Below are 24,204 nucleotides of genomic sequence, written 5' to 3'. Positions count from 1 at the left end.
TTCATCACCTTCAGCTATAACGTCACTTACTCTTATCTTTGAATGAATATATCCAAAATGGTTCCTTTTCTAACCACTCTACTGTTTCCGGTACACCTTCTTCATACTCTCTTTTTAGTTCCGTTACTTTCGTCGCAAATTGTGATGCATGTGCTTGCAATGCCTCTAATTTTTTGGGAACATATTCTTTCACTTCGTTTTTAAAATGCGGAGGACCTATTTCCGCTTCATGATTCTTCGAAAAAGCTACCGCATAAAATGTTGGCCTTTTATATTCCGGAATATTAGCTAACGCCTCTGCTACCGCTTCTCCTGTTGCATCATGATCTGGATGAACCGCATATCCCGGATAAAAAGAAATAACTAACGAAGGATTCACTTCTTCTACACATTTTTGTAATACACGTCTTAACTCTCCGGGAGTTTCAAATTCAAGAGTTTTATCACGATATCCCATCATACGTAAATCTTTAATCCCTAAAATATTTGTAGCCCTCTTTAGTTCCGTCTCTCTTATAACATTTAATGATTCACGTGTTGCAAAAGGAGGATTCCCCATCGTTCTCCCCATTTCACCTAACGTTAAGCAAACATAAGTAAGAGGAACATTTCGCTGCGCATAAGCTAAAATTGTACCTGCCACGCAATATGACTCATCATCTGGATGCGGAAAAACAATTAAAACGTGGCGTTCATTTTTTATCAAAATCATACTCCTCCATCATATACAATATTAACTTTTTTCTTTCAAAACTATTAAATCACTACCGCATACCACGTTACCCCAACAAGTAGTACGAAAAGAAGAAGAATATAAATAGTTGATAAGTTTTTCACATTTCTCTTTGTAGACTTGCCGTAATTCTCCTCCACATTTCGTGCAACTAACACGGTCCCAAACAGGGATCCAATTACAATAATAACCACTAGTGAAATTGCAAAAATCATTGTATTTTCACCTCTCTAAAGACAATCTATTTTAATAAAGAACTTCCTCTTTAAAACTTTAATAACATACTACCTTTCTTCTCTTATCATAATAGATGTTTACAAAAAACGGACCAACCACTTTTGTGTTTTTTTGCTCATCCACTTTAAAAAATAAAAAGCAACTGATCACTTTGGACTCAGTTGCTTTTCACACGATAAATTATTTTCTATTTTTATTTGAAATTAATTCGATTTAAAAGTTTAGTCTTTTCATAATGAAACATCGATTGAGATAACTCGAAAATTGTCCCGTTTACAAGACATACTGTATTTTCAATAAGAAGCGCCGGATCACCTTCATTTAATTCTAACAGCTGCGCGTTTTCTTTATTTACTTTTTCACAACTAATAAATTTATCGGCAAAGCCAATATTTAATCGTAAATCTTCAATGAAATAACTGTATACAGAGCTTAATGCTATTTCTTTATTCAAATATGGAATAATATCCTTTTTGAAATAACTTACTTCAATAGAGAATGGTTTACCATCTACAATTCTTAAACGCTTCAAAAAATATATCCTAGTTCCAGCTTCGCATTGCATCCGCTTTGCTATATCTTCGTCCGCATCTATTACTTCAAGCTCTAACACTTTCGTTTCAATATTTTGCGAAACGAGATTTTTCGTTAATCCACGTAAACTTCCTAAATTAATGTAATCTGTTACAGAAGTTTCACGTAAAAACATACCACTACCTTGCACTTGAAAAATATAACCTCTATTTACAAGCTGACTAATTACTTTACGTATCGTATTACGGCTTACTTCAAACCGATTCATCAAAGCTTCTTCTGTAGGTAGTTTTTTCGTTTCATTAAAAAGCCCATCTCTAATGTTTTGCTCTAACACATCTGCAATTTGTTTATACTTTGCACTCATACACTTTCTCCTAAAATACTCTTTTATCTGTTATAACTCTTCTCCTCTCGTTTCGATCACATGTTTATACCAATGAAACGAAAGTTTTTTCTTACGTTTTAAGTTATCATTATGATCGACAAAAATAAAGCCATATTGCTTTTTATACCCATTTAACCAACTTAATAAATCAATCACTGACCATGCATAATAACCTTTTAAATTGATTCCCTCTTCAATTGCACGCTTTATTACTTTTAAATGCTCTTCAATAAATTTAATTCTCGGAACATCTACAACTTCTCCTTCAATGATTGGATCTTCATCACCAAGTCCATTTTCCGTTACATACATCTTTATGTCACCGTAACGCTCTTTCAACATATGCAATCCATCTAAGAAACCTTCGGGAGATATTTCCCATCCCCATTTTGTATATGTTTTATCATCCATTTTTACTGTGCGATAAAAACCATCAAAAGAAGGATTACCTGGAGCAAGTGTTGAGTTTTCTCGAGAATGCTCATCGCTCTTTATATCCATATCGTATCTTTCTACTCGTATTGGTTGATAATAATTCAAGCCAATAAAATCATTCTTTTCGGCATTTTGTTTAATGATTTCTAATTCTTCAACCGTCCAATTAGGAGTCCACCCTTTTTCCTTTAATTGTTGAACAACATAAGGTGGATACTCACCTTTTAAAACTGGATCATAATACCAATACGTTTCATATTCATTCGCATGATTTGCTGCTAGTATATTTTCTTTTTCATCATCCACACTATAAGCAGGTAAGAAAACATGTGTAATCCCAATCTCCCCATATTGTTTCAGCTGCTTGTACACCGCAACTGTTTTCGCATGTGCATAAAATACATAATGAGTCGCTTGAAAATACTTTGGAACATCATTTTTTATCCCTGGTGGATGTGCACCTTTTAAATAGCCTAATCCACAAAACATTACTGTTTCATTAAAAGTAATCCAATGTTTCACTCTATCACCAAATGCTTTAAAGCAAATTTCGGCATACTTTACAAAAGCATCTGCTGTTCGTTTATTCGTCCACCCACCATCCTTTTCTAACGGTAATGGTAGATCCCAATGATATAAAGTGACAAACGGTACAATCCCGTACTTTAAACATTCATCAATTAAATTGTTATAAAATTTAATGCCTTTTTCATTTACCTCTCCATCTCCATTCGGCAATATTCTCGCCCAAGAAATCGAAAAACGATACGATTCCAATCCCATCTCAGCCATTAAACGAACATCTTCCTTATATCGATGATAATGATCAACCGCTACATCACCATTTGTTCCATTGTATGTTTTGCCAGGAATTTTTGAAAACTCATCCCAATTCGTAACACCTTTTCCATCCTCATTCCATGCACCTTCTACTTGATAAGAAGCTGAAGCAGCTCCGAATAAAAAATCATGTGGAAACTTCATAGTATATACCTCCATTTCATTAGAATAAATCAAATTCATTATTACATATAAAATTTGTAGGTACAAATTTAAATGATTATTATATAATAAATTTCTGTTTTTCACTATAATTAAACATAGCATTCGCACCATTTACAAAAAAAGAACCTATAAAGGTCCTTTTTCAAATTGTGCAACGCAGCACTATATTGAGTATCTTAAAGTTTATACTACTGATAAATGTTAACAAACTTATTCTTCAATAATGAATTGTGAAATTAGCATTTCTAAATTTTCGACTTTCTTTTTCATTTCATCAGATTTCGTCGTTATTTCTTGAATCAATGTGGCTTGTGCTTGAATTGATTGTACCGTTCGATTCGTTTCTTGCGAGACTTGTGTTGCAGTTTCAGAGACTATTGATAAAGAGGCATTCACTTCTTCTGTCCCAGCAGACATTTCTTCTGTGGCAGCAGACACTTCTTGAATTTGGGACGTTATTCTATTAATATCTTGCATAATAGATGAAAATGCGAGTTCTGCCTTATATGCTGCTTCTTTACCACCACTAGCCTGTTGTTGACCTTTTTTCATTACATGAACTGTATCCTGTGTATCTTGATGTATAAAATGTAATAAATTATTTATATCATTTACAGACGTTTTAGATTTCTCAGCCAGACCTCTTACTTCAGCTGCAACTACTGCAAATCCTTTTCCATTTTCTCCGGCGCGTGCCGCCTCAATTGCAGCATTTAAGGCCAGTAAATTCGTTTGTTCTGCAATATTAGTAATAATATCTAGCACTTCTTCAATTTGTTGTGTACGTGTAACAAGTCTATCAATGACCTTAGAAGTTTCTTCGACAACTTCATTCACACTATTCATTTGACGAATAGATTGTTTTATAACTTCACTACCAGAATTTGCTTGGTCTATTGTTGCAACAGCAACTTCAGCAACCATCGCTGAAGATTCAGCTACTGTTTGAACTCCAGTTGCAATTTCTTCCATCGCAGTTGAACTTTCTTGAATACTAGTCACCTGTCCCTCTATTTCTTTATTTATTTCAGAAGTAGTTCGAACAACCTCGTTTGATATATGTGCTGCCGTTTTTGTCTCTTGTAACATATTTTCAGTTGAAATAATCACTTCTTTTGCTGTAACCTTCACCTGACCGACTAATTGTTGCAAGTTATCTAACATACTATTAAAGGATTGTACAATATGGCCTAATTCGTTCTCGGATTTATAAGAAGTTCGAATTGTTAAATCTCCAGCAGATACTCGTTCCATATCTTTTTGTAATAATACAATTGGTTTTTTTATAGTATTTTTTATTATAAAACCAATAAAAATAATTATTATGATTCCAACACATGAAATAATTACAAATGTTATTATTGTATTTTTCACACTATTGATATTCTCTTTTTGTAGTTGTTCAGCCGCGGTATTATTATATAAAATAAGTTCACGGATAGACTGAATTGTTTTTCCCATATTAGGCTCAATTTCTTTTAAATAATAGCTATAAGCTTCTTCATTATTAGTCAGTCCCAAATCCTGTGCTTTCTTCATTTGTATTCTTAAATCTTTGAATTGACTTTGAAATGCATTATACAAGCCCTTTTCTTTATGAGAACTAATTCTAGTTTCAAATTGTTTTAATAACTCATCATTTTCTTTCCTAGTCTTATCCATTTCTGTTATTAGTTCTTTCATTCTTTTTTCATCTTTCGATATCATAATCTCCATAAAATTCATATTAACATGGTAAAAATTTGATTCTACAGTTCCTATCCATTCAATTGGTAATAGCCTTTCGTCATACATACTAGAAGATGTATTTTCACCTTTTTGAAGCCCTAAAAACCCTAGAGAAGATAACATGATACAAGCCAAACTCGATATAATGACTAACACATTTAATTTCGTTCCAATTTTACTATTTTTAATAAAAGACAACAATTCCACCTCATCTGTATATTATACTTATATGTTTTATATTACAATAACATTCGACATTTATCGACATTTTTTTGTGTCGATTTTATAACTGCATTAAATTATTATATTAACTATATAAACCTATTCAAAGAACTTTGATTCTCATAATATCCAATACTAAAAAGTCTTATGGGAATTCCACAAGACCTTTAATAGCGTTACATTGTTTCTATGAAATTATGGTGAAAATTAAAGTGACTTATTAGTTCTTATAACTTCTTGATAGAGAATCGGTGACCACTTATCACTAACATAATCTTGGATCACCCAACCAACTCTTTTTGGATTCTCTTGTTTAATATATGCCGCAATTTCGGGATTTATATAAGAGGCATAATAATATGGGCTATTCCATGCTGTACCACCAGAAGACAAGCTTGTAAAATTAACATATAGATGATTTAAATCCTCACTATTGTTCATCGTTTCCTTGATCGTATCTTTAATAGATTTTACTTTCACATCATAACTCACTTTATATTTATCTTGTACTGTTACATTTACATTTTGATTTACAGTTGTCGTAAACGTCTCATTATCTGGCCAATAAAAATTATTATATCCTCCAGATTCATTACTACCACTATATCTTTTTAGTAGTACAATTTTCCCTCGAGCATCTCCAAGTTTTATATTTCCTTCTGTTTTTAAAAAGATAGGATCAACAAAATAATTTTTTTCAAACGTATTACTAAATGAACCTTCTGCCCCTTTCATATCCTCATACTCTTTTTTTAAAGACATAATAATTGTTTCACTTGGGTTATCTTTTAAAAATTGTTTCGCTTCGTTTATGAATTCATGCAGTGTTACATAAAGATATAATGGCCCATGATGAAGAACTATCGTATTATCATCTGTTAAACGGCCTCTTATATCAAAAATGCGAGCTCCATGATCCATTTGATAACGAAAATCATACTCTTGCGTCATTCCCCATACTTGCTTTATTGGATTTTGTAATTTAAACGTACCACTATCATGTGTTCCTGGAATTGAAATTCGTGCTAACGGGATGTTATCAGGTATAGGTTGCATCCATTTTGACCAATTTTCAAGTTCAATAACAGAGCTAGCTGCAACGACTTGCTTATCGTGTAAAGCAAATACAGATGTGATAAATATCATACTACATATGAATAATTTCAAAATAAACTTCTTATTGCTCATTATTATTCCTCCTTTTTCTGTTTTATATCAAACTTATTGAATATAATATAATCTGGTGAGTAAAAAATAAATAACATTTCATCAATATGAAATATTGCATAGAAGTAAAGTTAAAAAATCATTCACATATACTGAATTAGAAAAATTTAAAGGAACTTCATCTGAAGTTCCTTTCGTTTATTTTATATTCAATATATATGAACCATCTTTATTCTCATACTTATAAACATATAAATAATATTTACCTGGCTTTGCATTATAAGTTTCTTTAACTACATTCCCTTCATTTTCACCATATGCTACATAGTTGTTTAAATCTGATTCATGATGAAGTACCCATGTCATTCCAATGTTTTGTTCATTTAGTAGAGAAATATTAATATTTTCTGGTGAGTCAATTTGGAAAGTAAATACATCTACCTTATCACGATTATGTAGTGTTCCTTTCATTGGTGTATGAAAGTTAACTTTATTTGCCTGTCTAGGTTCATTATTTGGTTCATTTTCTGTTACTTGTAACTCATTCCCACCGTTCAGTTCTCTTTGTTCATACCCTAAGTTTACTAGTATAGACTTCAAATCTGGTAAAACACCAATTTTATCTGCATATGGATTTTTAGATTTCGTTCCAGTGTTATGGTTACTTAATATCGTTCTTAATTCACTTGGTCTATACGGTTGTCCTAAATTTTTTTTAGCAATGCTTTGTACTAAAGTCGCTGCCCCAGCAATAATTGGCGACGCACTAGATGTTCCACTAAAGCTTGTAGTATAAAGATTTACAGCACTTCTACTTTGCTCGGCTGTAGTTGTATCTACATTTTCTCCCCACCCGTACACATCAATCCGACTTCCATAATTTGAAAACCACATACGCTCATGAGGGAAAGATGAAGAGCCCGCTCCTACCATAATTGCACCTGAATCTTTAAATTCTTTACTATTACGATTTAAGACTTGTTTACCATTTCTATCTTTAAATTGATCTAAATCATTCCACCCATTTGCTCCAGCCTCTATAATTACAACACCTTTATCTGTACCAGCACGAATTGCATCAAAGATATCTGGTTGTACTTCAACAGGTAAATATTTATCACCATATCCATCAAAGGAAGCTTGTGCCTCTAATAATAAAACATCCCCAGCTTCTAAATGATTTACAGCACTTAATATCGCATCAGCTGTATTATATTGTCCGTTATCTCTTATTTGAGAAATCACTTTCGCTTTTGGCGCAATCCCAATATTCCCCACTTCATTATCTTCGGAGGATACAATTCCTAGTACAGAGGTCCCATGTCCAACATGCTGATCTATATTTCTTCCAGACATTAATTCAATATTTTGATGTACTAAATCCTCATGATTTAATAGCCATCCATATTCCATATCAACAAAAGTTATACCATTTCCATTACCGCCTTGAACTCCCCAGGCGAAAGGCGCATTAATACCGTATGGTGCTGCTTCAAGATAACCTTGTTGTTTAAATCTAGGATTGTTATTAGGACTAAGAGCTACACTTGATATTTGCACTTCCGGTGGCGTTATTTTTTCTTGCTTCTGCATATACACATCTTCTATTAAAGAAGATGTCTTTAACTTATCTACTAGTTCCTCTTTCTGCTCACCATTTTGAGTTTGAAGAATATAGTAGTTTAATAAACTTGTAGATACATTATTGGGTGCTTTCACTTCAAGGTCTTGTATTTCTTCTGGACTTACAGATGTGAATAAACGAGTGAATGTTACATCTGGATATTCGACCAAAAGATCTTCTAGTACTTTATCACTTGCTTGAGCTTGTATCTGTTTTTCAATACCATCTTCATATGGTAATTTCAAATCCGCATTGAATTTTACAATGATTTGCTTATCTGTTTCTTGTTCTATCCCTAATTTACTCTGCTGTTCTATAGAATCAGCCTTTACACTATTGACCGTGTCCCCTATTCCTAAAAATATTGAAATAATTACAGCTGAAACAGATATTCTTTTAAATATATTCATTACATCACTCCTCCTATTAATAATATGTAATCATTATATTAATCTATAATGATTTTATTTATATAACATATTCCCTTTCTACTAAATAGATTATAGTAATCAGCAATATGAACTTCAATGTATTTTCATATGCAATATTTCATATTCGGACTCTACACTACATAAATAAGAAACTTATGATGATTATTTATTTTATACGTGCTAATATACTTATATTAAAATATTATGTATAGACATTCTGAACTATATTACTTAACAATTTCACCTTATTTTTGCTAGGAGGATTTACAATGAAATTATTAAAAATAAAACATATAATCCCTATATCTGCAGCTGCAATTACATTCGTATGTCATCAAAGTACAGCTGAAGCATCTACCATTCATACAGTAAAAAAGAATGATACACTTTGGGGCATTAGTAAACAATACGGGGTTTCAATACAATCCATTAAACAGGCTAATAATAAAGGAAACGATCAAACCTTTATTGGTGAACAGTTAAATATTCCAGGGGCCACGAACTCAAATGAAATCACCGGTCGTCAAAATGCCAAACCCAAACCTGCGAACATTTCTAGACAAATTATTTATCAAGTACAACAGGGAGATTCATTAGAAACGATAGCAAAGCGTTACAATGTTACCGTTCAATCTATAAAACAAATTAACAATACAGCCGGAAACAAGCTTTATACAGGACAACATTTAAAAATTAACTCAAGCATTTCAGAAAAAGAAAAAGACTTAATGGCACGCTTAGTTACCGCTGAAGCAGGTGGCGAATCCTATAAAGGTAAAGTAGCTGTAGCAAAAGTTATACTAAATCGTGTAAACGCAAAAGGTTTTCCAAATACAATAACAGGCGTTATTTATGAACCTATTAAATACGGATATGCCTTTACTCCTGTTACAGATGGAAGAATTAATCAGCCTGCAAGCCCAGAAGCAAAAATGGCAGTAGAAGAAGCTATCTCCACAAATGGCATACATTCTGATTGGCTTTATTTCTATAATCCAAAAACATCAACAGACAAATGGATTACGACACGTCAAACAGTAGCAGTAATTGGTAACCATCTGTTTGCTAAATAACATTTGAAATCATTAACAGACCTCTTCACTTGAAAGGTCTGTTTCTTTATATGTTAGATTTTATTAATCATATGACATAGTGATTATTTAAAACTATTTCTTCTTTCAAATAAAAACATTTGTATTTATCCCACCACTCCGAGAAATTAAAAAAGCATCAAGTTCAAAAACTCCCTCTTTATTAATAAAAGCTATTTCTTAACTTCATAAAATTGTTATACACTAGAAAAATAAAAACAAACTATTCGTTAGCAGGTGGAAAAATATGTATGACGTTACAATTATCGGTGCTGGAGTAAGTAGCATTTTTATGGCTTATTCACTGGCTAAAAGTAACAAAAAGGTTTTAATTCTTGATAAAGGTAAAGCGCTAGAAGATCGCCATTGTCCTTTAGACGAAGGAAAAGTGTGTACTTGTACTACATGTGATAAATATTTTGGGTTTGGCGGTTTAGGAAAATCTGAAGGGAAATTTAATTATACAAACGGATTTGGCGGAGAACTTGAGCAAAAAGTCGGTAAAGAAAGCTTTATTCAACTCATGGCTGAAGTAGATGAAATTCTATGTCAGTTCGGAGGAAGTTCTGTTTCAAAATACTCTACAGAAAATCCAAATCTCAATAAGAGAGCAGAAACGTGTGGTTTACAAATGCTAACAACAGAAGTAAGACATCTTGGTACTACCCTTTCAAGTGACATTTTTCAGCAGCTCTATGAATTTTTACTTACGAAAATAAATATTCAATTTCATATAGATGTACAACATATTATGAAACAGAAAGATCATTTTACAATAGAGACAAATGAAGGAATAGTTCAATCTAAGCAACTAGTGTTTGCAACTGGGCGTTCCGGAGCGGATTGGTTAAAAGAAATGTGCACTTCTCTAAATATTTCTCAGGAACAAACTCGTGTAGATTTAGGTATTAGAGTAGAGATGAAAGAACACCAATTACGTCCTATATTAAAAGATACATTTGAGACAAAACTTTCTTATGAGCATGAACAATTCACAGCAACTACGTACTGTATGAATCCGAAAGGACGCATCATTAGAAAGTACGAAGAAGGTTTAGTTATGCCTGACGGTCAAAATTTTCGAGAGGAAGGAACTGGCACACCTAACTTAAATTTCACTTTATTTATCCCGCGCTATTTTTCAACTCTCAAAGAAGCAAATGTATACGCAAGTTCAATTATTAAAAGCATTAACCAAGGACAAGATCGAATTGTTATACAGCGCTTAGAGGACTTACTAAATAAACAACCTACAACAGAGAACGGCATGAAACATAACCGTATACAGCCTACATTACAAGGAGATTATGGAGATTTGAATACAGAAATTCCTCGATTATATATTGAAGGGCTTAAAGAATTTTTATTACGTTTAGAACAATTTATCCAGGAACCGATCGATAAAGATACTTTATTATATGGAATTGACGGAAAGTTCTATGCTCCTACGATAAAAACCAATAACCATTTTGAAACAAGTGTGCATGGACTATTTTTAGTTGGAGATTGTTCAGGCGTCACTCATTCATTATCTCAAGCTGCTGCAAGTGGGTTGTATGTTGGAAAATATTTATCTCATATTTAATTTCTTTCATTAAGATAGCAATCAAATATTTTAACTTCCATAACACTTTATTTATGTACCTTGTCCTTCCCCTGCTAATGATTATCCCGCCAAGAATCGGGATTTTACGAGATACATATTTAACATAACTATGTATGGTAAAACTATCGACATTCAATTCTAACAAATTGAATGTCAACAGTTTTAAAAGCCTCTATTCATTTCCACTTTCATTTGTTCGATATTTTGTAACATCATCATAGTGTTTAATATGTTAGGATGTCTATAAGTATTTTTTACTACAACTATGACTTTTTCTGTTCTGTTTCAAAAAATAGATTTGCGCTTTAAAATTCCCCATTGTACGTATATGAATACTTCATATTATTACCTTTAGAAACCATTAAATGGTTCATTACACTCTAATAGTTATGAAAATATAATATATAACGCAAGTTAAATAAATTGTATAAAGAAGGTGTAAAAATGAAAAATAAAATCAATTTACAAATGCAAAATATAAGCTTTGTTTTAATAATTGCTTTAGCAGTATGGTTAAAAACATATCTTATTACAAGATTCAGTTTCGATTTAAAAATTGAGTCTTCTACACAAGAGCTTATTTTGTTTATTAGCCCTCTCGCTGCATCATTAGCTTTTGTCGGATTAGCATTATTTGCAACCGGTGAAAAGCGAAATTATATAGCGCTATGTATTAATCTCTTATTAACAATCGTACTTGTTGGGAATGTAATGTTCTATGATTTTTATAGTGATTTCGTTACGTTACCAGTACTTGGACAAACATCAAACTTTGGCCAATTAGGCGGCAGTATTATAGAAATATTGAACTATAAAATTATACTCGCTTTCGTAGACATTATTTTCTTCTTTATTTTGTTAAAGAAGAAGGCACTAGTCTTCCAAACAGGACGTGTAACTCATCCGGCACGCTTGTTATATTTTCTCTTAACGTTTGGTGTATTTTTTGCGAATCTACACCTTGCAGAAAAAGAACGACCTGAACTATTAACGAGATCATTCGACCGAGTCATGCTTGTTAAAAATTTGGGACTATACACTCATCAAGTATATGATTTAACACTACAAGTAAAAGCAGGATCACAAAAAGCACTTGCTGATAGTAGTAAATTACAAGAAACTGAAAACTACGTAAAGGCAAACCAAAGTGAGCCAAACCCTAACATGTTTGGTGCAGCAAAAGGAAAAAACGTAATTGTTGTCACTCTTGAATCCCTACAAACCTTTTTAATAGGCGCATCAATTAACGGTCAAGAAGTTACACCATTCTTGAATGAATTCATAAATGAAAGCTATTACTTCGATAACTTTTTCCACCAAACTGGGCAAGGAAAAACATCCGATTCTGAATTTCTAATCGATACGTCGCTGTATCCATTAAATCGAGGAGCTGTATTTTTCACGCACGGTAACAATGATTATACTGCGACTCCAGAGATTTTACGTCAGCAAGGTTATTTCACTTCTGTATTCCATGCGAATAACGCAACATTTTGGAATCGTAACATTATGTACTCTGCTCTCGGTTATGATCGTTACTATAATGAACTTGATTACAAAATTACGCCCGAAACAAATTTAAATTGGGGATTAAAAGATATCGAATACTTTGATCAATCAGTAGATATATTAAAAACTGTTGACCAACCATTTTACGCTCGTTTCCTTACTTTAACGAATCATTATCCATTTACGTATGATGAAGATACAAAATTCATTGAACCATACAATTCTGGTAATGGCGTATTTGATCGTTATATCGTAACAGCACGTTACTTAGACGAATCAATTAAAAAATTTATTGAGCGTTTAAAGGCCGAGGGAATGTATGATGATTCTATTATTGTGTTGTATGGTGATCATTATGGCATTTCTGAAAAACACAATCGCGCAATGGCACAGTTTTTAGACAAAGATCAAATAACAGAATTTGATACTTTAAATTTACAACGTACACCTTTATATATTCATATGCCTGGGCAAACAGAAGGTCAAACGATTTCAAAGCCTACGGGACAAATCGATATGAAACCTACTATTCTAAACTTACTTGGGATTGATACTACGAACGATATCCGTTTTGGTCATGATATGTTTTCAGATGAATATACCGGTTTTGTTGTTTTACGTGATGGTAGCTTTATTACAGAGAAGTATGCATACACAAACAACACTTTCTATGATCGCATAACAGGTGAAATTGTAGATTTACCAAAAAAAGAAGCACAAGCACTCATTAACCGTGCACAAAACGAATTACGAATGTCTGACAAAATTATTGAAGGCGATTTATTACGTTTCTCAGAAAGTAATAAAGTTAAAACTGGCGAAGTACAAACTAAAATTAAAGAGACTGAAAAATAATCTAAATATGAAAAGGGAGCAACTCATTAAGGTTGCTCCCTTTTACTCTCTTATAAAAAATCTGATATGTTTTACTTTTATTCTACGCTTGTTTCTAAAGTTACATCTGTATAGGTATGATCATCACCTATATTTAAAATTACTTCACATTGACGTAATCTCAATTCAAAGAGCATGATAGAATCATGATAAACTTCAGGTTGTGATTTCATCTTATGTAACATCTCTTGTTTTTCTTGTATTTCTAAATGAGTGTTTTCTACAGCTTGTTTCAAGGAGTTAAATGGATTCCTAAAGAATATGTTAATATCCCGCTCTTGCGTGTTTTCAAATAACTCAAATTGCAAGAAAAATTTCTTCATAATAGAAGCCGTTACCTCGGTATAATCTTCATTTTCTACATACTGTTTGTATTTGTTATATAGCATACCTTTGTTTTTAGGAAGAACTCCAAATAATTTACCGGCACTTTTCAGTAAAAATTGTGCTGGCGTAAAGCGACGTAAAATATTTACTTCATCCATTTGTATTCTAGTCGTCATTCTGTCAGTATCTCTGCGCCAGTCATCAAGCACTTTAAAATCACATTCTAACTGTATTCGATTTTCTCCAAATAAAGAATTAAGTCCTTCACTAAGTTCTTCTAAGTACGATTGACTTTGAAGGAGCTCATTATTAGAAATCGCAATCCAATTTTTCATAGAAAGAGCAAAATTAGGTAATACAGTTTGTTCTAAATATTTATGTACTCTTTCATTCATCGCTTTATTTAGTTCCGTATCAATGTGCCTAAAATCGCTTTCTTCACTAATTAAATCTGAACAACTCTGTAATATCTTCGGAATATTTTCAGTAAGTTCATTCGTAATTTCCATTTTCATTGTGCGATATGATTTTGTAATGAAATGAATTTTTTCCTTCTCAAAAGTAGTAAGATTATTAATGCTACCATTTAGTTTCACTAGCATATCTTCATTCCAATGAATAGAATCCACTAAATTGTTTTCTTTCTCAACGCGTTTATCCAATAGATATGTAATTGTTTTTCGAATGAAAAACAATAGCTTTTCCGTACGTTCTGCATCGACATTTTTATGATTAAAGTTAAAATGAATAAACTCAGTTAAATCATTTAATTGTTGACTACTTGTATATAACGAAGAGTAAGGGAAAATTCTCGCATGCGGGAAATATGTGTTTATTCTCGCTTGCGTATCATGTAATACTCTTTTCACTTCTGCATCACTGTAAATGTTATCGATTTTATTTAATAAGAAATGAATTTGTAAATTTGGTGTATGTTCTTGAATGCTTAATAGAATATCACGTTCTTTGTCAGTAAAAGGTGAATCCGCATTCAATACGAATAGTAATTCGTCTACAGAATTTAAATATTCGAATACCTCATCTCTAGTATCGTTATTCCTATTAAATCCAGGTGTAACTACAAATGTAAGTTTATTTTCACTTAAAAATCTGCATGGTAATTTAAATTCAACACATGCTCTATCTCTATATGTTTGATGGTGCTGAGACATCATATTATGGTAATCCGAGACATCTTCAGTTGTTGTAATTGCTAAGTCTGTTATGGCGTTAATTTCTGTATGCGCATCATTTTTTAAAACTACTACATTTGAAATTGATTTTTCTAATATATTTTCTCCTATTATAGAGTTAATAAATGTAGTTTTTCCGTTTCCTGAAGTTCCCGTTACTAAAATGCGATTTGTACTTAAATCTGCGAGCTCGCCAACTAACCATCTAAATCGGTGACCCATTTCTATATTATGTTTTTGTGCCCACTCTGTAATAGATTCAAAAAGATGCAAACTATACTCTAAGCCATCCACATGATTAATAGAATATAACAACAGGTTTTCAGCATGTTTTATATTTGCTGAATCTATTTCGGAAGGGAAAATCTCATCCCATGCCAATACAGCTGCAGATGGAAATACAGCATAAGATGGATTGACAACCTTTAACCAATTTGTTAACAAGTTTGGAATGATATCGTGCAATTGTTTAAGCATATATTGACCTTGAATTAATTCAAAGTACGTTCCTTCGTAAAGAGAAGAAATTTTGTCCCATATATCGGACGAATGTATTTCAATATGTAAGAAAAATTCATTTATTGTGTTAAGCCATGATAAGTAATTTTGTTCGTTTTTATAACTATTCCAAAGTGATGAAACCATTTGCGTAAATTGTACTTGATCTACATTATTTAACGTAACTAATACTTCATAAAAATAATCTGGTGAAATATGTTTAGTAAATCTTTTATCGATATATCCTTTTAAAACCTCAAACCACGGATAAGATTCTGTTCGAATTAACTCATTCACAGCAAGCTCTACTGCACTATCAAAATCTTGCTGCTCCTCATAAAAGGAACGGGCAATTTTTGTGACATTTGGATAATCCGGATTTAAAGAAACTGCTTCTTTAATAACAGCGAAAGCAGAGTCAAAATTATTTTGCTCTATGTAAAGAGAAAGTAATTGTAATCTAATCTCCGTCATCAATATTATATTATCAGTAGTAATGAACGTATAAACATTTTCAGCAACTGGTAATTGATTAAGCTCGAAATAAGCATCGGCAATATTTTTTTGTGCCCATGGTGCTAATTCATTACTAACTTTTTCCCATTTAAAAATAGCCGCTTCAAAATCTTGATGGCGATAATAAAATTCACCTTGTGCAAAACGAATGTAAGATCCATCAGAAATCTCATTTCTTTCTTCGTTTACATAAGCTTCTCCAAGTACATCAATAGGTGGTTTTGTTTCATTCTCCATTAGGAATGTTTCATAATACATCTTTTTTATTAATTGTTTTTCTACTCTCATCTTTTCCCCCACTATATCTTGAAAATACATTTTTAAGATATGTCAATACTTTTTGTATGTATGCTTTTTATCTTAACAAAGAATATCTTTTGGAAAATTTCATTTTCCTTTCATTTTTCAAGTTAGATTGAATTTTTATGAGAAAAGTTTCAGTTTTTTTTCAATTTCCTTTCAGTTATGAAACAGCATTAAATGTTCCTAATAACCTAATAACACTATAATCTCCCGCATTATATTATCAGGAAAAGTCTATATAAACCCATATTATAAAAACAATTTATAACGAATATATATGCATTATTCCCTTCCCTAATAAATAAAAGAAGCATTATCATATATTTCTCACATTGTTTTCCTTTGAAATATTTCAGTAGTTACGTAATTTAATTCCATTAACCTCTATAAATAACTAGTCCAAAAAAAATCTATATGCATATCATGTTATAGTAAAGAATTCAGGAAATCCTAAAAGGAGGCATTTTCATGTTTGAAGATAAATCTAAAATAAACTACCCATATGAATTTACTGAAACTACAACAATCCCGCTAAAAAACCCCATCAATAAAACTTTCAAAAACGGCTCTGGTACACATACTTTCCCAATTAAAAAACACTATAAAGAACAGGTGTTATATACGGAAAAAATTAATAATAATAAAAACAAATAACCTTATAGGCCCTTATAACAATTAATCGAATAAGAATCTATATTAGACCTTGCATAGTTATAGGTAATAAATAAATTTTTCTTATACAACTCATGTACTTTTAAAAAGTGCTGATATACAGCGCTTTTTTATACATAGATAATAGAAGAACAAAAAAGGGTATGGATAGTTTCCATACCCTTTTTGTTCTTTACTATTTATAAATAAAGTACGCCCATATTTATTTTACCTAGTAGCACTTTAATGGCCCCTCTAGAAAAAATAAAAACTAGTTTAATTAAAAATAAATTTCTTAGCCAATGCTCCTACCAGCATAAATTTACTCGTTGGCGTAATTGAAGAAAGGAGTAAATTTATGATAAATCACAAAGTTAAAGAAGCACCCAACAATTATATTGGCCATTATTGCTCTATTATATATATTTAAAAATTTACTAAAAGTTGTTTCAAAGCTACTTAGTTTTCATAAAATATTTTTTGTTTCCGTTGGAACGGATAAGCTTTAATCTCATCTGTATCTAAATTTTCATGAAATAAATGAATAGCTATAATTTGTCTACAATCGTAGGTATGATAATAATATGTTCCGGACTCCATACACATTACGCTTGTATAAATGGTATTATCTAATGCACCTTCTTCTGTTATTACTCCGCCTTTAGGAACCTCGCAATTTGATAAAATATGAAAAAGGGCCGATACTCCCTCTTCTTCACCATCTATACCTTGAATGTTTTGTTTGCCGTATGCTGCTCGCACAAACCTTGATGGCGGGGTGAAGTCCCCTGGAAGTCCCATTGAACCTGAGCCCTGACCAAAAGCATTTAATGGTACATTGCTCCACTCTGTTGGCGCGAATGGCTGCGATTTAAGGCCAATATATTGTCTTAAATTTTGTAAATGCCAATTAAACTCCGGACTATTCGTCATCACTCCTAGTGGGTTGTCATACATTTTTAATCCTTCATTTGTCGGCTCCAGTACAATGCAATCTCCCCATTTATCTGCTAAAATCCAATGTAGTGGTGGCGTAAGTCCTAAATCCGGTAATGGTATATCCAAAAAGGTAAGTCTATCTACAGATTTCTTTAACTCTTTGACAGAATTGAATTGTGTGAGACTCCAAGTCACAAAATCAAATGGAGCCAAATTCGTTTTGTTGTCATCTATGCTTTGACTATAAGTAGCGAATCCTGGAAAATAGAGTGTTGCACATGTCATACCTGCTTCATTTACTCCGTCCGCCATAATGATCCTTCCTTGATGATTAATTCCCATTCCGACCGTAGCATGTTTCGTATTAATAATTTCACCAGTTATATTATTCCACTGATAATGTCGAGGAATGACTATTACTTCTTGATTCAAATCTAATGTGAAGTCCATCGTTCTTGCAAAAAGATGCTGACCGTTTTTTGTCTGTAATGTCAAACTAGTACACATAAAGAACACCCCGTTTTATGGTTTTATCTACACTTTACTTAATTCTGATAAATCTGTAAATTAAAAACCTCTTTCCTTACAAAAAAATTGAGAAAGCCATATAAAGTACAAATAGGTTAAGGTTATCTCTAGTTTATAAATGATTTTTTAAAATATAGTTGCAAAAGAATTATATTAAAAAGGAGCGACTTGTTACTATCGCTCCTTTTTATTTCACTCTATATTTTATTAAAATAACAAGAAACCATTTTTTCTCTATGAACAGTATCCCTACATAACCCTCTTAAACATCTTCTCCAACTCATAAGTAGAATGATGCACAAGAATTGGTCTTCCGTGCGGACATGTGTATGGGTTTGTTGTTGTACGTAGTTCTTCCAGTAAAGCAAATATTTGATCGTTCGTTAAATATTGATTTGCTTTAATGGATGCTTTACAGCTCATCATGATGGCTGCTTCTTCACGTAGTTTTTTAATGTCAACTTTTTTTAGTTTGACGACTTGTTCCATCATTTCGTCGATAATTTCTGTTTCTTGTCCTTTCGGGAACCACGTTGGATGCGAGCGGACGATAAAGGATTGATGGCCGAATTGCTCCAAGAATAATCCAACTTTTTTCAGTTCTTCTAGTTGCTCTTCGACACGTAAAAATTCAGTAAGAGATAGGTCAATACGGTATGGTACAAGTAGTTCTTGTACTTCTTGCGCTACCCTTCCTACTTTATCCCGGAAGTATTCATAATTAATACGTTCCTGCGCGGCATGTTGGTCAATCATATATAAGCCTTTATCATTTTGAGCGAAAATATATGTTCCATGCATTTGTCCAATTGGATAAAGTGGCGGTAAGTCATTACCGTTCATTTCAATCTCTTCTATTTCCTGAACTTCTTCTTCCAATTCCTCTAATTCAAAGTCTTCATCGTTACTGTTCCACGATTTCTCTTTTTGAATTGGTTCTTCCATTATCGATTTAGTAGATGGTTGCCAACTTTGTTCTTCTCTTACGAGCGACTGTGGTGGTTGCCATTCTTGCTTTGGCGGTTGCCACAGTTGTGCTGGCTGTTTCACAGCCAGTGGTTCTTCTCGTTTTTCATCCATGCCAGTCGGTAAAACGATGTCCGGCATAGATGGTTCTTTCGGCTTCGCATGCTCAAACTGAAACTGTTCTTGCACACTTTCATCTTTTTCTTTTTTCTTCGTTGTTACACCTGCATCTGGAATGAGCTGTATTTTTTTGAATGCCGATTGCAATGTTTCTTCGATAAGCTTTAGTAATTCTTGTTCTTTACTAAAACGAACTTCTAATTTCGCTGGATGTACGTTAACGTCAACAAGCATTGGATCCATTTCAATCGATAAGAAGCCGATTGGATATCGTCCGACTGGCAGTAACGTATGGTATCCTTGCTGAATGGCTTTCATTAATACGAAATTTCGAACGTAACGGCCATTTACGATCGTTGACATATAATTTCGAGATGCTCTCGTTACTTCTGGTAATGTTACATAGCCTTTAATTGTAAAATCTAAAGATTCAGCTTCAATTGGAACCAGCTTCTTCGCAACTTGAATGCTATAAATCGATGCAAGTACTTGTCTTACATCACCATTTCCTGATGTATGAAGCAATTTCTTTTCATTATGAAACAGCTTTAATGATACTTCTGGATGTGACATTGCAATACGATACACAATATCTGTAATATTCCCAAGCTCTGTATGAATGGTTTTCATATATTTAAGACGCGCTGGTGTATTAAAGAATAAGTTTTGTACTGTAATATCTGTTCCTTTTCGGCTCGCTGTTTTCTCCTGCTTTATAATGTCTCCACCTTTAATCATAAGGTGTGTACCAGGCGCATCACCTGTGCTAGTGATTAATTCTAATTCACTAACTGAGGCAATACTCGGCAATGCCTCACCGCGGAAACCGAGTGTTCTAATGCGAAACAGATCGTTTTCATCTTTAATTTTGCTCGTCGCATGTCGTTCAAAAGCGACGATACAATCTTCTTCTGCAATGCCATCCCCATTATCAATGATGCGAATTTTTGATAAACCAGCTTCTTCTAAGTGGATTTCAATAGATGTACTATTCGCATCGATAGAATTTTCCACAAGTTCTTTTACGACTGAGGCAGGGCGCTCTACTACTTCCCCTGCCGCAATTAAGTTAGAGAGTTGATCATCGAGTTTGCGAATTTTCCCCATCTACTTACTCATCCTTTCTTTAACTTTTTCTGCAAGCGATACAGTTCGTTCATCGCCTCTAAAGGTGTCATATCAAGTAAATCAATTTTTTTAATTTGCGTAAGTACTGCCGTTTCTTTTGCATCTAGAACTGACTTGTCTTGTTTTTTCGAAGATTGTTCTCCACCAAAGAATGATAATTGCGATTCTTCCTCAGTCTCTACTTTCGTCTCTTGTATTTCTGCTGGTTCTTCTTTTACAACAGCTGGTTCTGGAGCCACTTCTTGTACTTTCACTTCTGTACGCTTTGGAATAATAATTTCTTCTTGTCCTTCTAGTTGCGCTAACACTTCTTTCGCACGAGCGATTAAGCTATCTGGAAGCTCCGCAAGTTGCGCAACGTGAATTCCGTAACTTTTATCAGCTGCTCCATCTTGAATTTTATGAAGGAATACTACTTTTCCGTTCTCTTCAATAGCTGAAACGTGTACATTCTTCAATTGTCCTAAACTTTCTTCTAGCACCGTCAATTCATGATAATGCGTAGAGAATAACGTTTTCGCACCAATTTGGTCATGAATATGTTCAATGATTGCTTGTGCAAGTGCCATACCATCATACGTAGATGTACCGCGTCCAATTTCATCGAATAAAATTAAACTTCTTTCTGATGCATTTGCAATTGCATTTTTCGCTTCTAACATTTCGACCATAAATGTACTTTGACCCGAAATTAAATCATCCGCTGCACCAATTCTCGTAAAGATTTGATCGAATACAGGTAATACCGCTTCTGTTGCTGGTACGAAACAACCAATCTGTGACATAACAGTTACAAGTGCTAATTGTCTCATATACGTACTTTTACCAGACATGTTCGGTCCTGTAATTAAAAAGACATCCATCTTCTCCGGCATAATACAATCATTCGGTACATACAATTTCCCGTTCAATACTTTTTCAACGACAGGATGACGACCATCTTTAATAAAGATTTCGCGCTTAGTTGTTAAAACCGGTTTTACAAACTGTTCTTCTTCACTAACTGTCGCGAAACTTTGCAGTACGTCTAATTCACTAATTACTTTCGCTAAATGTTGTAATTTCGGAATAAATACTTTTACTTCTTCACGAAGCGCTGTAAATAAATCATATTCTAATTGTACAATTTTCTCTTCTGCTTCTAAGATTAATGTTTCTTTTTCTTTCAATTCATCTGTAATGAAACGTTCCGCATTAGCAAGCGTTTGTTTACGCTCATAGCGGCCTTCTGGAAGCGCTGCAAGATTCGCCTTCGTCACTTCAATGTAGTAGCCGAAAATACGGTTGTACCCGATTTTTAACGATTTAACTCCTGTAATATCACGCTCTCGTTTTTCAAGCTCAGCGATCCACGTTTTCCCGTTTTTACTAACGTAACGATATTGATCAAGCTTGTCATTATAACCGTCTTTAATAATATCTCCATCTTTAATAGAAAGCGGTGGGTTTTCTTGAATACTTCTTCCTAGTAATTCAGTTAAGCTCTCACATGGATCCGCACCTTGAATTAACCTTGCTGCATAAGCATTATCTAACAGACTAATCGCTTCTAAAATAGCCGGTACTTGAAGTAAAGATCGTCTTAACTGTAATAAGTCCCGTGCATTCACATTACCAAATGCAACTTTCCCTGCTAAACGTTCTAAATCATATACTTCTTTTAATTTTTCTTTTAAATCTTCACGTAAGAAGTAATCATTTACAAATGTTTCAACCATTTCTAAACGCTCTTCTACTTTTTCTTTTTGGATCAGCGGACGTTCCATCCACTGTTTTAACATACGACCACCCATAGCTGTTTTCGTTTTATCTAATAGCCATAATAATGATCCTGTTTTTTCTTTCGTTCGGAGTGTTTCTGTCAGCTCTAAATTTCGCTTTGAATGCACATCAATTTTCATAAATTGATTCGTATAATAAATTTCCACTGGTTGTAAATGGTCTAACGAACGTTTTTGCGTTCTTATTACATAGTTAAATAAGCGTCCAACTGCTTTAATTAACTTTGCTTGCGAAACGTTTTTCACAAGATGTTCTACCCCTTCCGGAATCGTTGTTGCATCTTCATACGAAATCGTCATTTTTAATGTTGCAGTTAATTTATTTAATTCATCTTTTGAAAATGTAGAATCTACAACAATTTCTTTTGAACCAGTTGCATACACTTCTAATAAAATATCTTCTACTGAACCTGTTAACAACGTTACTGTATTTTGTCCAGTCGTTAAATCATTACAAGCTAAAGCATACGATCCATCTTCAAAATATGTTAATGCTGCTAAGAAGTTATTTTCTTTCTCATCAATAGTACGCCCTTCCATCATCGTTCCTGGCGTAATTAGTTGTACGACTTCACGGCGTACTACACCTTTAGCTGTTTTTGGATCTTCCACTTGCTCACAAACAGCTACTTTATATCCTTTTTCAACAAGTTGTTCAATATAATTTTTAGCTGCATGATGTGGTACACCGCACATCGGTATACGATCACTACTACCACCATCTCGGCTCGTTAATGTAATTTCAAGTTCATGAGCTGCTTTAACCGCATCTTCAAAGAACATTTCATAAAAATCACCTAATCGGAAAAATAAAAAGGCATCTTGATAGTCTGCCTTAACCTTTAAATATTGCTGTATCATAGGGGTATATTGAGTCATACTTTTCCTCCATAATTCTTACATAGTAATCAATTTTCATATATGTCACACTTCACGGACATCCATATCTCCTATTTCAGGAGTCTTTCCTCATTATAGCACATTTCATAAGGAATCATGTTCATTCAAGCATCACTTATGTAAAGTAAAAAGCTAGGAAGAACTTCTCCCTAGCTTTCTATTACTCTTCTTCTGCATCGACGATAAAGTTCGGATCTAATTCTTCAAACTCATCATCATCGACTTGGAAATCCTCGTCTGATTCTACGCAACCTTCAGGATTTACACTTACACAAATTTTCGTTTCCCCAACTACTTCTGTTACAAATTCACGTTCTACAGTTACAACAATTTTATTACCATTTGGTGATACAAGAGCTTCTAAACAATTTGGTGGCTGAATGACACGAGCAATAATTTCTAAATCATCACCAGAAAAGTTTTTATCACGATACCCAATACTCACTTCATCAGTGTAGTTCACACGTTCTGTTACAACTTCTGTCTTTGTATTACCATCAAATGAATACCAAGTGTTCACATCATAGAAACCTTCAATTTCCACATGCTTTCCATTCTTTCTTGCTTCGTACGAGTGGTTAATTACCCAGCACCCTAAAATACTTGTTGGCTCATTATTCGATTCACATGTATGCGTTGACTTTGTATACTTACGTCCTTTTCCAACCACTGCTTTTGTAATAATCTCTCTAAATTCGGACATTCGTAACCCTCCTCAATCACTATTCACTTAATCATATGCGTGACAAT

General features: G+C 33.2%; 16 protein-coding genes. 4 read left to right on the top strand and 12 right to left on the bottom strand.

Going from position 1 to position 24,204, the window contains the following annotated elements; genetic code table 11:
- Positions 1–22 precede the first annotated feature (22 nt).
- The 7 genes from bshB2 to JDS99_RS06760 form a co-directional block, all read right to left on the bottom strand.
- Positions 23–703: a bacillithiol biosynthesis deacetylase BshB2 gene (gene bshB2 / locus JDS99_RS06790; RefSeq protein ID WP_088609511.1), complete on the bottom strand. Its 681-nt coding sequence runs from the start codon at positions 701–703 to the stop codon at positions 23–25.
- A 53-nt stretch (positions 704–756) separates the two neighbouring features.
- A complete protein-coding gene (locus JDS99_RS06785) occupies positions 757–948 on the bottom strand; it encodes a hypothetical protein (protein WP_000575326.1) in 192 nt (63 codons plus the stop codon).
- Between the two features lie 215 nt (positions 949–1,163).
- Complete coding sequence (locus tag JDS99_RS06780; RefSeq protein ID WP_088122945.1) at positions 1,164–1,871, bottom strand: GntR family transcriptional regulator; 708 nt, start codon at positions 1,869–1,871, stop codon at positions 1,164–1,166.
- Between the two features lie 30 nt (positions 1,872–1,901).
- Positions 1,902–3,311: a GH1 family beta-glucosidase gene (locus tag JDS99_RS06775; RefSeq protein ID WP_088064263.1), complete on the bottom strand. Its 1,410-nt coding sequence runs from the start codon at positions 3,309–3,311 to the stop codon at positions 1,902–1,904.
- A 231-nt stretch (positions 3,312–3,542) separates the two neighbouring features.
- The gene (locus JDS99_RS06770; protein ID WP_199694797.1) at positions 3,543–5,258 is read right to left on the bottom strand and encodes a methyl-accepting chemotaxis protein; all 1,716 of its coding nucleotides are present in this window, start codon (positions 5,256–5,258) and stop codon (positions 3,543–3,545) included.
- A gap of 231 nt (positions 5,259–5,489) precedes the next feature.
- A complete protein-coding gene (locus JDS99_RS06765; protein ID WP_088064265.1) occupies positions 5,490–6,470 on the bottom strand; it encodes a phosphatidylinositol-specific phospholipase C in 981 nt (326 codons plus the stop codon).
- A gap of 177 nt (positions 6,471–6,647) precedes the next feature.
- Positions 6,648–8,483 (bottom strand): S8 family peptidase, encoded by a 1,836-nt coding sequence (locus tag JDS99_RS06760; protein ID WP_199694796.1) that lies wholly within the window; start codon positions 8,481–8,483, stop codon positions 6,648–6,650.
- Between the two features lie 290 nt (positions 8,484–8,773).
- Here JDS99_RS06760 and JDS99_RS06755 point away from each other — a divergent pair, with 290 nt between their 5' ends.
- The 3 genes from JDS99_RS06755 (at position 8,774) to JDS99_RS06745 (ending at position 13,565) form a co-directional block, all read left to right on the top strand.
- Positions 8,774–9,577: a cell wall hydrolase gene (locus JDS99_RS06755; RefSeq protein WP_098190034.1), complete on the top strand. Its 804-nt coding sequence runs from the start codon at positions 8,774–8,776 to the stop codon at positions 9,575–9,577.
- A 265-nt stretch (positions 9,578–9,842) separates the two neighbouring features.
- On the top strand, positions 9,843–11,180 hold the full coding sequence (locus JDS99_RS06750; RefSeq protein ID WP_199694795.1) for an NAD(P)/FAD-dependent oxidoreductase: 1,338 nt from the start codon (positions 9,843–9,845) through the stop codon (positions 11,178–11,180).
- A gap of 465 nt (positions 11,181–11,645) precedes the next feature.
- Entirely contained in the window at positions 11,646–13,565 is a 1,920-nt protein-coding gene (locus JDS99_RS06745) for an LTA synthase family protein (RefSeq protein WP_088122949.1), read from the top strand.
- Positions 13,566–13,642: 77 nt separating this feature from the next.
- On the opposite strand, the gene JDS99_RS06740 is transcribed toward JDS99_RS06745, so the two are convergent.
- The gene (locus JDS99_RS06740; RefSeq protein WP_199694794.1) at positions 13,643–16,426 is read right to left on the bottom strand and encodes a dynamin family protein; all 2,784 of its coding nucleotides are present in this window, start codon (positions 16,424–16,426) and stop codon (positions 13,643–13,645) included.
- 483 nt (positions 16,427–16,909) lie between these two features.
- On the opposite strand from JDS99_RS06740, the gene JDS99_RS06735 reads away from it, so the two are divergent.
- Entirely contained in the window at positions 16,910–17,095 is a 186-nt protein-coding gene (locus tag JDS99_RS06735; protein ID WP_000461129.1) for a hypothetical protein, read from the top strand.
- A 456-nt stretch (positions 17,096–17,551) separates the two neighbouring features.
- On the opposite strand, the gene JDS99_RS06730 is transcribed toward JDS99_RS06735, so the two are convergent.
- The 4 genes from JDS99_RS06730 to cotE form a co-directional block, all read right to left on the bottom strand.
- A complete protein-coding gene (locus JDS99_RS06730; RefSeq protein ID WP_098190031.1) occupies positions 17,552–18,538 on the bottom strand; it encodes a choloylglycine hydrolase family protein in 987 nt (328 codons plus the stop codon).
- Positions 18,539–18,808: 270 nt separating this feature from the next.
- A complete protein-coding gene (gene mutL / locus JDS99_RS06725) occupies positions 18,809–20,752 on the bottom strand; it encodes a DNA mismatch repair endonuclease MutL (RefSeq protein ID WP_088122952.1) in 1,944 nt (647 codons plus the stop codon).
- Positions 20,753–20,760: 8 nt separating this feature from the next.
- Positions 20,761–23,433: a DNA mismatch repair protein MutS gene (mutS, locus tag JDS99_RS06720; protein WP_199694793.1), complete on the bottom strand. Its 2,673-nt coding sequence runs from the start codon at positions 23,431–23,433 to the stop codon at positions 20,761–20,763.
- A gap of 181 nt (positions 23,434–23,614) precedes the next feature.
- Positions 23,615–24,157 carry an outer spore coat protein CotE gene (gene cotE / locus JDS99_RS06715; protein WP_001288802.1) on the bottom strand — a complete coding sequence of 181 codons (543 nt, stop codon included), beginning with the start codon at positions 24,155–24,157 and terminating at the stop codon, positions 23,615–23,617.
- Positions 24,158–24,204: the final 47 nt, after the last annotated feature.

The organism is Bacillus cereus group sp. N6 (assembly GCF_016483705.1).
GTDB classification, from domain to species: Bacteria; Bacillota; Bacilli; order Bacillales; family Bacillaceae_G; genus Bacillus_A; species Bacillus_A wiedmannii.
This window is presented reverse-complemented; position numbering and strand designations above follow the sequence as displayed.

Bases quoted from the DNA above. Each gene is read 5' to 3' on its own strand.
- JDS99_RS06785 (WP_000575326.1), bottom strand. From the start codon at position 948: ATGATTTTTGCAATTTCACTAGTGGTTATTATTGTAATTGGATCCCTG.
- JDS99_RS06780 (WP_088122945.1), bottom strand. From the start codon at position 1,871: ATGAGTGCAAAGTATAAACAAATTGCAGATGTGTTAGAGCAAAACATT.
- JDS99_RS06775 (WP_088064263.1), bottom strand. From the start codon at position 3,311: ATGAAGTTTCCACATGATTTTTTATTCGGAGCTGCTTCAGCTTCTTAT.
- JDS99_RS06765 (WP_088064265.1), bottom strand. From the start codon at position 6,470: ATGAGCAATAAGAAGTTTATTTTGAAATTATTCATATGTAGTATGATA.
- JDS99_RS06760 (WP_199694796.1), bottom strand. From the start codon at position 8,483: ATGAATATATTTAAAAGAATATCTGTTTCAGCTGTAATTATTTCAATA.
- JDS99_RS06755 (WP_098190034.1), top strand. From the start codon at position 8,774: ATGAAATTATTAAAAATAAAACATATAATCCCTATATCTGCAGCTGCA.
- JDS99_RS06750 (WP_199694795.1), top strand. From the start codon at position 9,843: ATGTATGACGTTACAATTATCGGTGCTGGAGTAAGTAGCATTTTTATG.
- JDS99_RS06745 (WP_088122949.1), top strand. From the start codon at position 11,646: ATGAAAAATAAAATCAATTTACAAATGCAAAATATAAGCTTTGTTTTA.
- JDS99_RS06740 (WP_199694794.1), bottom strand. From the start codon at position 16,426: ATGAGAGTAGAAAAACAATTAATAAAAAAGATGTATTATGAAACATTC.
- JDS99_RS06735 (WP_000461129.1), top strand. From the start codon at position 16,910: ATGTTTGAAGATAAATCTAAAATAAACTACCCATATGAATTTACTGAA.
- JDS99_RS06730 (WP_098190031.1), bottom strand. From the start codon at position 18,538: ATGTGTACTAGTTTGACATTACAGACAAAAAACGGTCAGCATCTTTTT.
- mutL (WP_088122952.1), bottom strand. From the start codon at position 20,752: ATGGGGAAAATTCGCAAACTCGATGATCAACTCTCTAACTTAATTGCG.
- mutS (WP_199694793.1), bottom strand. From the start codon at position 23,433: ATGACTCAATATACCCCTATGATACAGCAATATTTAAAGGTTAAGGCA.
- cotE (WP_001288802.1), bottom strand. From the start codon at position 24,157: ATGTCCGAATTTAGAGAGATTATTACAAAAGCAGTGGTTGGAAAAGGA.